The organism is Algimonas porphyrae, from assembly GCF_041429795.1.
GTDB classification, from domain to species: Bacteria; Pseudomonadota; Alphaproteobacteria; order Caulobacterales; family Maricaulaceae; genus Litorimonas; species Litorimonas porphyrae.
The window spans coordinates 1,531,388-1,546,598 of the sequence record NZ_CP163424.1 but is presented as its reverse complement, the minus strand read 5'-3'; the positions used below and the strand labels follow the sequence as shown (position 1 = coordinate 1,546,598).

Genomic DNA, 15,211 nt, shown 5'->3' with positions numbered 1-15,211 from the left:
TGGCCTCGTCCAGTTTTCGTTCTGCTTGCTCTAGAACCCGTAGGTTCTTCATGTCGCATCTACCTAGGAAATCCCAAAAGAGGCCGTCCATCAAGTCAGACAGCTCGTCGGGTGGGTCTTGATGCATGTAAGTCGGTACAGAGGCGCGCATATCGAAGACGCGGTCACCGAGCCAAGTTTGGATCGCTCGCCCGCGGTCATCGCAATAGCAGGCAATGATTTGGCTATGCGATGATAGCGGCGTTTCCAGAGTCGCTTCGGCCACCTGCATCCAGCCGGATTGCCCCCACAGTTTCCAGATATGAGCTTTCTTCCCGGGGTAGCTTTCCCAATAGACATCAACCGCAAGAGGCGCGGGGCCGAAATCGGCTAATGTACCCAGCCACGACAATGGATCAGGCGACGGACCAACGCAGAATGAAAAGAGGATCGAGTACGGGTTCCTGGCTCAAGCTCTCCATAAAATCGTCTAGCTTATCGCTGACATCTTGCCGGACCTTGGCGACCTGCTCGTGCATCGTGAGGACGAGCTTGTCCCGGTCGCCCTGCAATTTCTTTACTTCTCTGCTGATGCCGATTTTCTCCTCCATAGACAGCATGGGGTCACGCTTCTCGCGGCTCCTTTCCTTGATCAACGCTTCCAGCTCTTTGATCTTGGCATCGATTTCGATTTGAATATCGTCGGCATATCGGTCGAGGCGCGTTTCCTCTTCCAGTACCCAACCGTAATTTTCTTCCTTCACTCGCTTCGAAAATCCGTTGAACGCTTCGTTCTCCAGTCGATCCAACGTCAGCGGATCAAGCTCTCTCTGACAAAGCTCCATGGGTGACGCCGGTACAACCATCAGCTTCTTCGCGATATCAGAGTCAATCCTCTCGCCCGCATCATTGTAGCACGAGAATAGAAGCTCTTCTCGCCCTGCTTTAGGTGTCGGCATCTTTGCCTTCGAGACCTTCAACCAACCTGATTGGCCTTTGAGATCGTCCAAAGCGCCAACCTTTCCAGTGAAAGGGTATCGGTCAGGATGGAATGTCATCTGATGGACCTGAGTTAGGTAGTCTCGCTCCATCGCAGACTTAACGGTCTGCTCGCCCAAGCCGTCCGATATTCGGAAAAATTGCCAGTCATTGTCATCGGCGACAGGCCACTCAGTTGTGTGCGTCTGCCCCTCCCGTACAAAACGGGCGAGCGCATCCGAGGGAAAATGGGCTTCTGGGAATTCTGCTCTTGCGGTGATCATCAGACGCCTCGCAAAATCATCGAGCGCATCCGTCAGCTTTTTCTCTCGGCTATGCAGCTTGGAGATTACCTCACCGTCCATCTGCTCCAAGACGCTCTTTCTCGCGGCTTCGATGTCGGCATCGATTTTGTCTTGCAACTCAGCTTCTAATTTTTTGAACTCCGCTTCGGCTTCTTCGTCGGTCCGGCTTTTCTGGACAATCTTCAGCACCTCTTTTTCGAAGGCAACGCCGCTTTGGATAGAGCCAAGAACCTCGTCACTTGCGCCGAATACACCGTCAAAAAGATGAAACTTTTCACTGAGAAGCTCGTAGATTCGTTCTTCTGTCTTGTTCTTCAAGTTCAGCATATTTACGACTGTCACATCGATTTTTTGACCGTAGCGATGACACCGCCCAATGCGCTGCTCAACCCGTTGAGGATTCCAGGGCAAATCGAAATTGATCAGCAACGAACAGAATTGCAGGTTGATCCCTTCGGCTCCACTCTCTGTCGATATGAAGATGGTCTTGTCGTCTTGCTTGAAGGCTTCTACCAGAGCCGCTTTCATGTCGGCGGTTCTAGAGCCAGAAATTTTGTCCGTACCTTCGTGCTTCTCTTTCCAGGCTTTGTAGATTGCCCGGCTGTCAGGGTCGGAGTTGGAACCATTGAGTATGACAACCTGACCGCGATAGCCACGCTCGCTTAGTAGCTCTTTGAGATACTTTTGTGTTCTGACACTCTCTGTAAAAATGACTGCTTTTCGCTGCCCGCCTTTTTCGACGATTTGTTCGAAGGCGCTTGGCAATTGAGAGACCAGCTTGTCCCCTTTCGCATTACTGCCAATGGACCTAGCCAGGTCCAGCATGGCTTTGACTTCGACAATCTCAGCCGCCACTTTTTCGGGATCGACTTCATCGCTAGGTTCTTCATCATCCCATGAGTCATCGATATCTTCTTCAACGACTACGGAGAAGTCATCGAGATCGTCCGTCATATCGACAGACGCGGCTTGATGGCGGTGAAGTCTAGCAAGAAGTGTTTCCAAGTACTTCGATATCGCGAATGTCGATGAACCCAGTATCTTCCTGATTTGCAGAACTACGAGTTGGTTCGCATGCTCTCCATACGAGACCGTGTCAGTTCGTTGCAGGAAATCTGAAAGCCTTGTGTAAAGCTCCCACTCTGCATCGGTAGGGTCAAAGCTGAATGTTACAGCGTGCCGACGCTTGAAGTTGATCTGCCCCGCCTCTTGAACCTGTCGCCGCAGCGTTCTGTGACATACTGGATTGAGGCGCTCACGGAGTATCTCCATGTTTGCCGGGTTCGCCGACGCGCCGACATACTGTGCCTTAAAGGCATTGATGCCGCCAAAGTGCTCTTCATCAATTATCGAGACGATGCCGTAGAGCTCCAATAGCGAGTTATGTAGCGGCGTTGCTGTGAGCAAAATCTTGAAGGAGTCCTGCAGAGCCGCTTTCAGCTCTTTCGCTCGTTTCGACACACCCTTCTTGTAAACGTTCCTCAATTTATGAGCCTCATCGAACACCACGAGATCCCAATTTACCGAACGAAGCTCGTCCGCTTTTCCTGCGGCGAATGCATAGGAGCAGATGACGATGTTGCCTGCGTCCTCAAACGGCCTTCGCTTGCCGGAAGAAACCATCTTCTTGTAAGTCGCCAACTCTAAGATCGTGCTTCTTAGAGAGAACTTTTCAAACAGCTCTTGCTCCCACTGTTTTCGAAGCGAAGCAGGCACGATCAGAATTATACGCCGCTTCATCTCGGCCCAGCGTTGAGAGATGACCAACCCAGCTTCGATTGTCTTACCAAGCCCGACCTCGTCCGCGAGGAGCACACCTTTTGAAAGCGGCGAGCTAAGAGCAAACAACGCCGCATTTACTTGGTGAGGATTCATCTCAACACGGGCGGATGAAAGTGAACGGGTGAATGCCCCTTCGTCCGTCCCTTCAAGTGTCAGGTGGTGAGCATTGAAATAGCCGTGAAGCGGTTGATAGCCGATTGTCATTCAGGTCCTAGCCCTCTCCAACTCATACCACGTTGCGCGAGCTTTCCCATGTTGTGATATATGACCCGATGCGACCAACTCTCGCATTCTGACCTTCACGGTATTTCGATTCGCATTTGTAAGTTTAACAACTTGAGAGAGTGTCAGTCGATTTGCATCATGAAACAACTCTAAAATCTGTTGCGACAACGGATGAAGTCTTTGCTGAGATTTTTCCCGCATATCTTCATCAGCAACACGCGCCGCTAGTACGCTCGCTTGCTTCTTCAAAGCCCGCAGGAAAAACCCGATCCACGGTTCCCAATCCGGCTCTTCTGCAAGCGTCTTCTGTGTCCGTCGGAGTGCGTTGTAGTACTGCCCCTTGTTCTCCTCCACGACGCTCTCAAGTGAAGCGTATGGGACGTAAGCGTAACCCGCCCGCAACAGCATCAATGTCGTCAGGACGCGGGACAGGCGACCGTTGCCATCTTGGAAGGGGTGGATCGCCAGAAACTGTACGATGAAGACGGCGATGATGAGGAGCGGGTGAAGCGCTTCCTCGCGGATGGCTTTTTGCGTCCAGGCGACAAGCGCTTCCATCTCGCGCGGTGTGTCGAAAGGCGAGGCCGTCGCGAATACAACGCCGAGCTCTTCGCCGTCCGGGCCAAAGGCCACGACATGATTGTCGAGCGTCTTGTAACCGCCCCTATGCCGCTCGTCTTTCGTGCTGTGGCGCAAGAGCGTCTTGTGAAGCTGCCGGATGTGGTTCTCGGTGACGGCCATGTCGTCCCACGCTTGGAACACCAAATCCATCGCCTCGGCATAGCCTGCGACTTCCTGTTCGTCGCGGGTTTGGAAGCTCTGCGTTTTGAGGTTCGTGAGTAGCGTCTCGACCTGCGCGTCTGTGAGCTTCGCGCCCTCGATCCGGGTGGATGATCCGATGCTCTCAATCGTCGCGACTTTGCGCAGGCTTTGCAGGCGGTCCGGCGCGAGCGTTTTCAGGGCGTCCCAACGCCCTTTGAACTCGTCCACTCCGGCGACGAGTTTGACGAGGTCTTGGCCTAAACGGATATCCAATCGGGTATAATCCATACCCGTTTATACCCAATTATACCCAATTGTCATCCGTCAAGAATCTGGCCTGAGAAGCATGCCTTAAGAAAAGATATGGCCGAATCTTTTCTTAAGGCCGTCACTAAGAAAACTTAGCGACCTAACGAATCCGCCCGATGACTCACGATATAGCCGAAACGTGCGTCATCGACGGCTCATAACGCACGTTTTGTGCCGTCGAAAAATGGCAGGGTTCCGGGATAAGGCGATTGTCTATCTCAAGGTGACACCCCCGATATTCTCAAGCCTGCTTGCGAAACCTGCCAACCTCGCAACTCCACGATCTCGGTCGGTGGAGTTGCGAAAAACGATGTGCAGACAAGGCGTTAGCCGGGTGGTGACACCACCCCCTTTTAACTTGCCCTCCAAAATTTTTGCTTAAATTTTGCCTTCCATCCCCGCTTTCACGCAAAAGCTAGACTTGGCAAATTCACTTGTTCTTGGTATGTTCTCGCTCATGCCGAACCAAACTGAAAACTCCAACAGGCCTGCTTACACCGCAGACGACATTCGCAAAGCGATGGTCACGCTGGCGCGGGTTATCCGCCTGCATGGCGATGCGCCTTGGCCGCTGATGGAACGGCTCCAGCGCGAGCTTGACGCGCTGGAAAGCCGCGAGGCGTTGCTGGCGGACCTGCTGGGCGAAGAGCCTAAGGACGCAAATCCGGCAAGCTTTGGATGAAGTCCTCGCCTATCGGGTGCGCGATTTTGAGCAACTCTTTGCGCCGATAGTCGAGCGATCCACCGTCGCCATATTGGGGCCGCGTGTTCTTGTGGCCCATCAGGGTGCAGCGCAATCCATAGTCCAATCCCGCCTCCAACATGCGCTTCTCGAACGCATGGCGCAGGCTGTAAATGCGGTGTCGTTTAGTCGGCATGAGGCCATGCGAGTGGAAGGATTTAAGCAGCGCGGCGGATAGCGAATTGCCCTTTTCGCGGTAGCGTTCAAAGCCGAGCGGCGCGCGTTTCATGGCCTCCAACGACACGCCGACAAGTGGAATATCACGCCGGGATGAGGCCGATTTCAGCTCTCTACCTGCCGTAGGGCGGATGCGGATATGCGGCACCTCGGCGTCTAATTTGATGTCTTCCGCGCGCAGATTAGCGATCTCGCTGGGCCTGCATCCCGTCTCGATTAAGGCGTAAGCAATCAATGTGGCTTGCGCATTTATGCCGTCTAGCGCGCCCTGTTTCAGGATTTTAGAACGCACAAACTCGTCCGAAAAGGATGGCGTCGGCTCGGGCGGGGTGTCCTTGAACCGTAGTTTACGGAACGGATTTTCACGGTCTTCGTCACCGTGATAGGTCCAATATTCGCGGAAGATGAGCCGCAGATTTCCAAGCTCTCGGTTCGCACTGTTCGGGCGATAAGCGCGCACGTTTTTGGTGTCCGGGCGCAAGCGTTCGCCCCACCAGTCATAGAACTGCCGCCCATGTCGGCGCTCGATGGCCTCCATTGTGAGGTTGCCACAAAGAGCCACAAAGTTATCAACGGCGCGGGCTTTGGTCGCCTTCCAGCGCTCGATCTGCTCTGGCGATTTTCGCGCCGTCTCGCCAATGCTGAGCTTGTCGCAATAGAGCTTGAACGCATCGCGGATCGTGTCTTTGGGTGGCTCTATCGTGCCAAGAACAGCCTGCGTATCGAGCGCGCACACGTCCTCGCGGTCCAGCACTTTCACGCGGTCCAGGATGCGCTCAACAGGCTCCTTCTCGATCAGCTTCGACAGGGGTTGGAACTCGAACCCGACGGCCACGGCGCGCCGTCTGGCAGAACGGTAACGGCACATCTCCGGGCTGTCCTGAATGGTCAGTCCAGCCTGTTTGGCGAGCGCGGTTTCCCAGTAGTGTTCGTCCGCATCCATCATCGCATCGCGGCGTTCGCGGGCGACGGTGAGCGAGTCAGTGTGTAGCGCAGCCCGTACCACACGGCGGGGATCAACGTCCCGGAAACGGGCGGGAACGCGGCGGACATAATACCAGCGGTAGCCCCGCTGTTCGAGATAGTGATTGCGGCGGATGGTCATGAGCCATTGTACCTCATCTTGTACCGCAATCTGTTCCACAAATTGTGGGATCGCGGGATATTGCAGGACAAGCCGGGATAAAAGCACAATGCTTTCAACGGCTTATAGGCAAATCGATGTCGGTAAATGGCGCACCGGGGAGGAGGCATAGCGCAAGCAGAAAACGCTTATATTTCAAGTATATGGAGAAGGCTAATCTGTCAAATGTTGACCATCGTGAGACCCACGATGTTTACCTATTTTTGGGATTAACGAGAATTTTCCGACACCTAGAAGACTAGCGCAGGTCTCAGAATTTAGATTCGCAGTCGCGAGTCCGCATGCATCAGCGTAATTACAAGACACAAAACTCTACACTGATTATCCTCTTATGTATCGATTAGATGGGAATGAACCCTTTACGCTCAGCGTCAGATGCAGACGCCCCGGCAAATAGCTGGAGGTTCAGGTCCGATGCCAGACTTTCATTAGGCTCCTTATTATCGAGTACGATAATCTGAATATCATCGTTGATCTCGGATAAGCTTTTCCAAAACGAAGGCTCTATCCGTGGATCAATGTTTGCGTCTTCATTGCTATCACCTGTCTCAAGACCTTCGCGCTGCTTCACCGTAGTTAGTGGTGAGTCCAGTACCACGAAGCCTGGGTGCGGCTTATTATTGGCTTGGCAATACTTCAAAAGGCCAATCGTGGCCGCAGAGTTGAGCACTGCGCGAAACCCCTTACCGTGGGCCCGTCTCGGTTTTCCGTTGACCTTGATATCGTATGTTCGTTCGTCGAATTCCACACGCACGTCATCAGGCCAAGACCAGTTTTTCAAAACAGAACTCGATGACGCGAGATAAAGCCGTCACTGCCACCGGGTCTATCGGTGCCCATGTTTGCTTAGCTGATCCCTTTGGAAGCTGCTTGGCAAGTTCCTCCTTGAGTGCTCGCAATCGCTCCACTTCATCACGATCGGATTTCAGCGTCTGAAATTCCAGCCGTCTCTGAACGAGTTCGTCTAGGGTGGTTCGGGTGCGCCGACGGGCCGGTCCAAGAACCGTGTCCATTCGCATGTCGATGCGCGCGATTTCAAACGCAGCGGTTTTCCGCTCTTCGTCGCGCGCGTTCCAACGCGCGCTGAGGTCAGTGATCGCCTGTTGCAGATCCTTTTGAAGCCCCTGGATCTTGGCTGCTTCTGCACGCGCGGATTGGTAAACCGATGCGACGTCGGTGATACCGCCACCCTCGTCGTGTGTGTGGACGTCGCCATCCATTTGCTGCCCGCACAGCGGACAAACACTGTCCTGCAAGCCGTCGAAGAAGTGCGTGCCTTCGGCGATAAAGTCCAATCGTTCGAGATCTGAGGAATATCGCTTATCCAGAAGATGATATCTGCCAAGCAGTTCATCGATCGCAATCAACTGCGATTCTGCGCGTTGTTGAAGGCGAAGCTGTTCACGGCGCTCGTCGCGCAACCGCGTCCTTTCGTCTTCTGTTTCTGACAATAAACTCGAGAGTTTTTCGATTGTTGTGTCGACCCGTGATGCGCTGTTATCTTCGTCGTCAACAGTCGTGTCGCCCTCAAGACGTTTCTCAATCGGGGTTAACAGGTCGTCGATAAGCGAAAGCTTTGCAGAGATTTCAGCTTGGACGATTTCGCGTTTCTCCTGAGCAATTACGCCGGAATCGTCGGTGCCCGTAAGCACGTAGGAAAACATCCGTTTGCGTGCTGTTAGATCATAGCCACCGAACAACACCGGCGATTGCTCACCAATTATCATTGCCTCATCGAGCAGGAAGACTGGCGATAATGTGCGAATTGATAAGCGCTGCGTCTTCCCTTTGTCGTTGCTTCTGAGCCGGACTTCTTCGGGCATGCCCATGAATGGAAACACGCGCGATGTGATGTCACGCGCTTTGGATGCCCCCTGGCGCTTCCAGGCTAGAATTTCTTCGCCCTTCGGATCTTGTTTGCTGGCGTCATTGTTGTCTGAATGGGGCTCATCTGAGGCGGACTGCGCAACCACCTCGGAGATTGGAACCGCATAGGCGCGGACGTCACCTCCAGTGAGATGGCGTTCTAACGTTAGAACGCCTTCATCGTCGTTCCTAAGTTCGAGCCGAACATGTTCGTAACCTGACGCTTCTTCGATGACCTTCGTCATTTCCTTCGCGCCGAGTACGAAATCGATACAACGGAGTAGGTAGCTTTTTCCAGTATCGGAGTCGCCGGCCACGACGTTTGGGCCGGGCTGGAAGCGGATCACAGCGTCCTTTTTGCCAGAGCCCGTAAGGCGAATTTCATTGATCCATGCCATTAGAGCTGGAGGTCCTGAAGGGCAGATATCCGATCAAATTCTGCACCCCATTTTCCAACGTTAGCAGACATGAAGTCTTGTAGCTCTTCATCGCTTGCAGCGCCGAACTCTTCGGACAGCCATTCAGCACGATCCCGAAGAGCGGTGGCGTATGAGGTCTTAAGCAAGCCAACAAATGCGCTCGTCAGCTCTGACCCTGAGAACATGATCCCATGCGAGGTTAATTCTTTTGAGACAAGATCGCGGGCGAATACGAGAGACATGCCTGAGCGAACCAGATCGCGTTTCACGACCCACTCCGATCCGCGAAATGGTACAGGCGGGTGGAGGCTCGGCGGTCCACCTAAGATGTCGCCGGAATGCACAAGTAAATAGTCATAGCTGACGAGGCGCTGCAAATCGGCAGCACGAGGGCGACACGCATCTAACGCGTACAGCAAACGGAAGCCGCACTCGAGCGGCGTATTAAATAGCCGATGACCATCGAGCGCGACCGGGTATGGATATGTGCCCGAAGCTTCAGTCATCGTCACACCACGAGACGTCGCCTGCATTCGCAAGATGGTGGCAAATGCCTTCCCTATCCGGGGTGGTTATGTGAGGCTCCAGAACATGTCCTGATATTTGCTGTGCTTGTGCGGCCTGCACCGTTGAGCTCAGACGCTCGTAGCCGGAAGCGGCGGGGGCGCTGTATGTGTAGTAGAGGCCATGTTTGAACTCGCCGAGAAGATTATCGAAATACTCCGCGTCTGCCATTTGATCGCGGGCAAGTTCCTTGAGGCCTTCGGCGCTATAGAAGGTCATACGTGATCGTTCGAATAGGTTCCGCGCTCTTGAGTGTCCGGCGAAATCGGCCTCGATTGTGATTGACGCACCGGTCATTTCACCGATGATTTTAAAGAGCTCGCCAACATATCCGCGTTCGGATTCCGCAACCTGCGACGGCGGCTCAGCAGGTGGGGGACGCTCGACCAATGGGGCACCAAAAACAACGAGATGGTACTGTGTTTGAGCATGTTCCGCGATAAGATCCTGAGGCTGTTTCACACGAACAAAGTTGAAATCGATGGCATCGACGTAGTCGGAAAATTCGCCCTCCAGCTGGATGCCTCCTTTCGATGTGATGGCATTCACGCAGTACTTGTCCCACTCTGCAATTATGAAAGCCTTGAGTTTGGTTGGGTCATCGACGAGATCTTGGAAGTCTCCGGTGACACCCTTACGCGTTATGAACCAGTACTCGGACGGTAGCGTGTAGTCGCCGCGAAAACTGTAGTATAGGACCTTTGCAATTTCAGGGATGGCTTTTCCTGATCCAAGCGCAGCCGAGTAGCGCTTGCATTGATACAGGTGCCATCGACGCGTCTCTGAACCCGGTGGGTCGAACCAGACAACGATGTCTCGCCCTTTGTCTCCAGCGCCACCACGTTGCTGGACACCGTCGACGCCAGAAACTTTCTTGCTCAGATAACCATCGGCCCATTCGAGAACAAAGCGCTCGAACTCGTCGGCGCTGAAATTTGCGAGGCGGTCCAACGGATTGACAGGAAGACCCGCCCCAATACCTAACAGGCGAGCGTTCGCGTTTGGCCATCGTGACGGCTTGGGTATCGATTCGAAAGGAGTCCCGCTCATGCCTAACTATGTCATGACAAGTTCTTCTGGTCTATCGACGGTCTGACCTACGTTTCAGAATAGATTGAGCGGAGTATCTCTTGCATCCGCAGCATTCAGAGAAAGCGCAGCAGAGAGCCTATTCTCCCGGGATCGCAATGAAGCAAGCTCATCCTCCAAGCGTTCGAATACTGGCCAGTATTTTAGGCCATACAAATCAATCAACTGGGCAACAGCCTTTAAAGCATCCTCGATATCTCCTTCTCGAACAGTCGATTGATGTTCGCAAACGATTATCATCAAGCGGAGCCAGTCGCATCTTCTAGCGTTTTGCGTGTCCTCTTGAATCCTGCATCAGACGCCATAAAAGTTGCTAGCATGGTCGGTACCAGCGTCGCTGGCGCAACATTCTCTCCATATCTGTTCTCGTAGATCCGGGCATAGTCCACCAAAGCCCGATAGATTTCCGGTGCCAGTTGAATCGTCATCTTCACTGGCGTGAGGTCCGGCAATTTACCAATGCGAAGAGCGGGAACGTTTTGGGTAACGGCCATGATGTCAGCCTCCTTGATTGTAGAGTGAGAGCACGAGGTCGCGATTGACGATGACGCCAACCCTCCAGCCGGGCCGCACGCGAATTGTGGGTTTGCGGGAAAGCGCTTGGGTGACGGCCCTCTGACCCGCTTGGTTGATTGTTGACTGTCCGCCATCACGAAGCGCCTCGGTGATGCGGTCGTCCTCGTCCGAGCCCAGTTCGGACGCGACCGACAGGATCGAGGAGAGGATGGCAGCGCTAAACACGCTTCCCCGATGACGGTCCACGCGATCGCGAAGGCCGGCCTGACCCATGCGGTCAACGCTAGGCAGGTTCTCAATAAGGAGTGATGACCCGTCAGGACGTATGAGCCTGTTCCAGACAACCAATGCACGCGACTGGCCCGCTTCTGTGTCGCTTTCGTAGCGGCCCAGAAGACGTGTGCCCTGTGGGATCAGCAAATGACGACCTGTTGGAGTATCATACACGTTCTCCGTGACCTGCGCGATGACCTGACCCGGCAAGTCCGAGTTCAGACCGGTGACAAGGCTCGCCGGGATGATGGTCCCCGCCATGACCTGATAGGGCGAGACGGGAATGCGGAGGCTATGCGGATTGTAGATGTCGGCATCCGACAGCTCCGACTCCACGCTTTCTCGACCGTCATTGCTCCCACCATTGCCGGTTGGTGTAGGCAGCCCGAACCCACCACCCTGCCCGAACAACTCGGCAAGTGCTGCCACGCCGGGATCAGCAAAGGTCGCCGAACCCACATCAGCAGTAGCTGCGTCATCGCCTCCGCCCGCCTTTGCGATGAAGAACAGATCCGACGTGCGCGCGGAAGGTCTATTTGCCTGCGTCGTTTGGGGCGCGGTGTAACTCGGTGGGGGTGCGTAGTGGTAGGATGGCGCCGGCTGATAGCGGAACGGATTGTCATCGGGCACGGTTTTCGGCTGACCGTGTAGCCCGGCACCGATGTCACCTGGCAAGGGAGGACCCAGACGCCGTGGCTCCGACTGAACGTCACCATAGCCTTGCGGCAACTCGCTGAGTGCGTCCGGCAAAGCCTTGTTCGACGTGTTGTAGAGCTCCTGCGGTGCGACAGCTGCATTGTCCGGCGAGCGCATGGCGAAGCCTGCAGCGAGGAGTATCGCTAGTGCCGATCCTCCCAGCAGAATACCGAGCGTGCGTTTATTGAAACGCTTGGCCGAAGGCGGAGCGCCCCTGATCTGCAGGGACTTTGGCACAGGTGTCTTGCTTGCCCTGCTCACGACGTCACCCGCTCGATCCGCACGACTTTCTGGTCTTTCTCGCCGAGGCGCAGCTCCGCACGGGCGAACAGACGGTCCACGATGTAGTAGCGCCCCTTCACGCGGTAGTTGACGAGCTGGCTGTCACCTTCGGCCCCAACCGCGAAGAGCGGTGGGGCTTCGCCTTGGTCGATGCGCGCTGGGAACTGGATGTAGACCTTCCGGCCATCATCGAACGCACGCAGCGGACGCCAATGAGGCTTGTCGCCTTCGACGCGGTAGCGGAAATTCAATGCGTCGACCGAGAGACCGGAAGGAACGGGCAGTCGATCCTCGCTGGGTGCGAAGGCAGCTGAGCCCAAAGTCGCTTCTCCCGCGGGCTTCCGCATCTTCGACAGACTAATCAGCTCCTCGCGCGGATAGCGCCAGGATACTGCCGCCATGTAGGTCTTGCGGTAGGATGTCAGTTCAGCACGGTAGGTGCGGGCCGTCGTCGTGATGATGAGGTTGGTCGTCAGACCGCTCTCGACAGGCTTGACCAAAATATGAACGCGCTCCGTGTCGCCTTCACCCGAGACTGTGTCACCAAGGATCCAGCGTTCCGTATCGCCCGCTGAAACCGAGATGAGCTTCTCACCAGATTGGAGCGCGATGTCGGTCACCTGCTCCGGCGCAGTGTAGACCTGATAGAGCGCACCGCGCGCGAACGGGTAGATTTGGATCGCGTTGACATAGGCGTCAGGTTTTGGACCGACCTTCGCCCCGGCATTGGCCGCGTCGATGATCTCGAAAGGTTTGCCTTCGACCGTAACCGACGCGAGCAATGCCTCGCGGGGCTTGAGCTGCCCAGGCAGTGGGACGGGAGTGAACCGTTCGACTGCGACTGTGCGCGTGACGGTCTCGACCTCGCCATCCGGCGTCAGTGTCGCCTGCACCATTGGACCGGGATCAAGCGTGAAGTCATCGGGCGGACTGGCCTTGTTTAGGCCGAGCGTGGAGCAGCCGCTTAGGGCAACTGCGGATAGCAGAATTGGTAGGGCAACGGCTCTCATGGCGCGTCTCCTGTGGTGAGGCGGTCTTGCGACCAATTGATGGAATGGACGTAGAGCCCGAGCGGGTTGCGCTGTAGGGTGGCCTCGTCGCGTGGGGTCTCGGTGACGACGGTGAGCTGCGCGGTGTGAGAGGACGCGCCGATCTTCGCGCCGGAGCGGAACTCGGTCTCCTTCCAGCGCACCTCGAAGGTGGAATCGGACGACCGGACGACGCTCGTGACATCTACAGTTACAGATCGCACGCCGACTTCAGCGAAGGGGTCATTGGCCGTCGCATAATCCGAGAGCGTTAAGGCCGCGCGACTGGTCGTGAAGTCATAGGCGTCGAGCCAGTTCTGCCGAACGACGATTGGGTCGGTGGAAATGCCGCGCACCTTGCGGATGAACTCGGCCAGCTGGAACGCGATCTGCGCATCGGACGGCACATAGTTCTTCACCGTCGGCGCGACACCGCGCACCTCACCCGTCGTGTCGATCTCGACGACATAGGGCGTGATCAGGCTTTGCGTGGCTTGGTAGAGCAGACCGCTGGCGAGAACGGCAGACAGCCCAATCGACATGAGCGTCGCGATGCGCCAGTTCTTGGCCTGCACGCGCGCATTGCCGATCCGTTCGTCCCAGACCTGCGCCGCCTTCTGGTAAGGCGTTGTTGGTTCGGGGGTGCGCCCATAGGCGGCTTGAGGTCTTTTCCAGATCATGTGTCTGTCTCCTGATTTTAATCTTCATCTTTGAGTTTGGGGCCGGTGGACGAGCCCCCACTGTCACCACCACGCAGGCCATGAAGGGCTGCGCTTTCCGCGCGTTGGCGGTTGGGAGAGTTGGCGGCTTTTTTCGCCCAGTCTGGCGCTTCGCCACCAATGGCGGCTGCGCCGTAGCCACCCGCGTCCTTGGCCGTGGATGCGCCGCCACTGATCTTGCCGCCCGTGCCGGTAATCGCCCCACGCATGCCTTTGCCGGATGCCGACTTCAGAGCACCGCCAGCCTTCGCCACCTGACCTTTTGCGGCGTTCGCGACAGTGCCAGCGCCGGCCTGTGCTACCGCGCTGACGCCAGCGGCTGCGCCCTTGAGACCACCTGCGCCCGATGCTGCTTTGCCCATCGAAAAAGCCATGCTCGCGCCGCCGCCTACCGAGGATGCCGCCTTCGCAGCGCCGACTGCGCCACTCGCGGCCGCCTTAGTCGCGCCGACGGCCCCAGCTGCACCAGCGGCCCCAGCTGCACCGAGAGCAGCGACCGAACCGACGGCTGCACCTGCGCCAAGCTGTGGCGCGCCTGTGACCAAACCGGTCGCGATGCCGGGACCGAAGAGACCAAGTGCGAAGAGAGCAAGACTTGCGAGGATGACACCGCCTGCGTCTTCAAGCGTGACGTCACCGGCGAGGCCTGCGGTGACTTCCGTGAAGAGCGTCGAGCCGATGCCGATGATGATGGCGAGCACCATGACCTTGATGCCGGATGAGACGACATTGCCGAGCACGTGCTCGGCGAGAAACGACGTCTTGTTCCACAGGGCGAAGGGCACGAGAATGAACCCGGCCAGAGTCGTCAGCTTGAACTCGATAATCGTGACGAAGAGCTGGATCGCCAGGAAGAAGAAGGCGAACAGCGTGATGAGCCACGCCAGAAACAGCACGACAATCAGGACAATGTTGACGAAGAACGCGACCGGTCCGGTCAGCTCCTTGATCGTGTCGAGGATCGGCGCTGCCGCATCGAATCCCGTGCTCGCGATATAGCCAGGGCGCATGAGGTCGGCCGCCGTCATGCTCGTGCCGGTGGCCTGCAAACCCAGCCCGGCGAAGCTGTCGAAGATGACGGTCGCGAGAAAAGCGAAGTTGCCGATGATGTAGGCGAAGACGCCGATATACAGCACCTTCTTGATGAACTTCGCCATCACGGTCCCGTCCGAACTCATCGCCCAGAAAACGCCCGCGAGAACGAGGTCGATGACGATGAGTGTCGCGACGAGGAAGTCGACTTCTGAGCCCAGCAGTCCGAAGCCGGAGTTGATGTAGGACGAGAAGGTATCCATGAAGGTGTCGATGACCGACATGTCCGACGGAGTTGCTGGAGGCGCGGCTTGTAGAATTGGG

General features: G+C 56.0%; 13 protein-coding genes. 1 reads left to right on the top strand and 12 read right to left on the bottom strand.

The window, feature by feature from the left end:
• Positions 1-395: 395 nt before the first annotated feature.
• Positions 396-3,248 carry an SNF2-related protein gene (locus AB6B39_RS07490; RefSeq protein ID WP_371398747.1) on the bottom strand — a complete coding sequence of 951 codons (2,853 nt, stop codon included), beginning with the start codon at positions 3,246-3,248 and terminating at the stop codon, positions 396-398.
• Positions 3,249-4,319 (bottom strand): Fic family protein, encoded by a 1,071-nt coding sequence (locus tag AB6B39_RS07485; protein WP_284369220.1) that lies wholly within the window; start codon positions 4,317-4,319, stop codon positions 3,249-3,251.
• A gap of 442 nt (positions 4,320-4,761) precedes the next feature.
• Between AB6B39_RS07485 and AB6B39_RS07480 the strand changes: the two genes are divergently transcribed.
• Positions 4,762-5,022 (top strand): hypothetical protein, encoded by a 261-nt coding sequence (locus AB6B39_RS07480; protein WP_371398746.1) that lies wholly within the window; start codon positions 4,762-4,764, stop codon positions 5,020-5,022.
• Here the strand turns inward: AB6B39_RS07480 and AB6B39_RS07475 are convergent.
• The 10 genes from AB6B39_RS07475 to trbL form a co-directional block, all read right to left on the bottom strand.
• Complete coding sequence (locus AB6B39_RS07475) at positions 4,991-6,364, bottom strand: tyrosine-type recombinase/integrase (protein ID WP_284369222.1); 1,374 nt, start codon at positions 6,362-6,364, stop codon at positions 4,991-4,993. The two genes, AB6B39_RS07480 and AB6B39_RS07475, sit on opposite strands and share 32 nt — an antisense overlap.
• A 379-nt stretch (positions 6,365-6,743) precedes the next feature.
• Positions 6,744-7,151, bottom strand: a complete 408-nt coding sequence (locus tag AB6B39_RS07470; protein WP_371398745.1) for a hypothetical protein — start codon at positions 7,149-7,151, stop codon at positions 6,744-6,746.
• 10 nt (positions 7,152-7,161) lie between these two features.
• Positions 7,162-8,667 (bottom strand): hypothetical protein, encoded by a 1,506-nt coding sequence (locus AB6B39_RS07465; protein ID WP_371398744.1) that lies wholly within the window; start codon positions 8,665-8,667, stop codon positions 7,162-7,164.
• Complete coding sequence (locus tag AB6B39_RS07460; protein WP_284369224.1) at positions 8,667-9,194, bottom strand: ABC-three component system middle component 2; 528 nt, start codon at positions 9,192-9,194, stop codon at positions 8,667-8,669. The genes AB6B39_RS07465 and AB6B39_RS07460 overlap by 1 nt, the downstream gene beginning before the upstream one ends.
• Positions 9,187-10,302, bottom strand: coding sequence for an ABC-three component system protein (locus AB6B39_RS07455; RefSeq protein ID WP_284369225.1), 1,116 nt, complete (start codon positions 10,300-10,302; stop codon positions 9,187-9,189). Before AB6B39_RS07455 ends, AB6B39_RS07460 begins: the two co-directional genes overlap by 8 nt.
• 278 nt (positions 10,303-10,580) lie before the next feature.
• Entirely contained in the window at positions 10,581-10,835 is a 255-nt protein-coding gene (locus AB6B39_RS07450; RefSeq protein ID WP_284369226.1) for a DUF2274 domain-containing protein, read from the bottom strand.
• A gap of 4 nt (positions 10,836-10,839) precedes the next feature.
• Entirely contained in the window at positions 10,840-12,063 is a 1,224-nt protein-coding gene (locus AB6B39_RS07445) for a TrbI/VirB10 family protein (RefSeq protein WP_284369227.1), read from the bottom strand.
• 20 nt (positions 12,064-12,083) lie between these two features.
• Positions 12,084-13,118, bottom strand: a complete 1,035-nt coding sequence (trbG, locus tag AB6B39_RS07440) for a P-type conjugative transfer protein TrbG (RefSeq protein ID WP_284369228.1) — start codon at positions 13,116-13,118, stop codon at positions 12,084-12,086.
• The gene (gene trbF / locus AB6B39_RS07435) at positions 13,115-13,816 is read right to left on the bottom strand and encodes a conjugal transfer protein TrbF (RefSeq protein WP_284369229.1); all 702 of its coding nucleotides are present in this window, start codon (positions 13,814-13,816) and stop codon (positions 13,115-13,117) included. The genes trbG and trbF overlap by 4 nt, the downstream gene beginning before the upstream one ends.
• Before the next feature lie 17 nt (positions 13,817-13,833).
• Entirely contained in the window at positions 13,834-15,171 is a 1,338-nt protein-coding gene (gene trbL / locus AB6B39_RS07430; RefSeq protein WP_371398743.1) for a P-type conjugative transfer protein TrbL, read from the bottom strand.
• Positions 15,172-15,211: the final 40 nt, after the last annotated feature.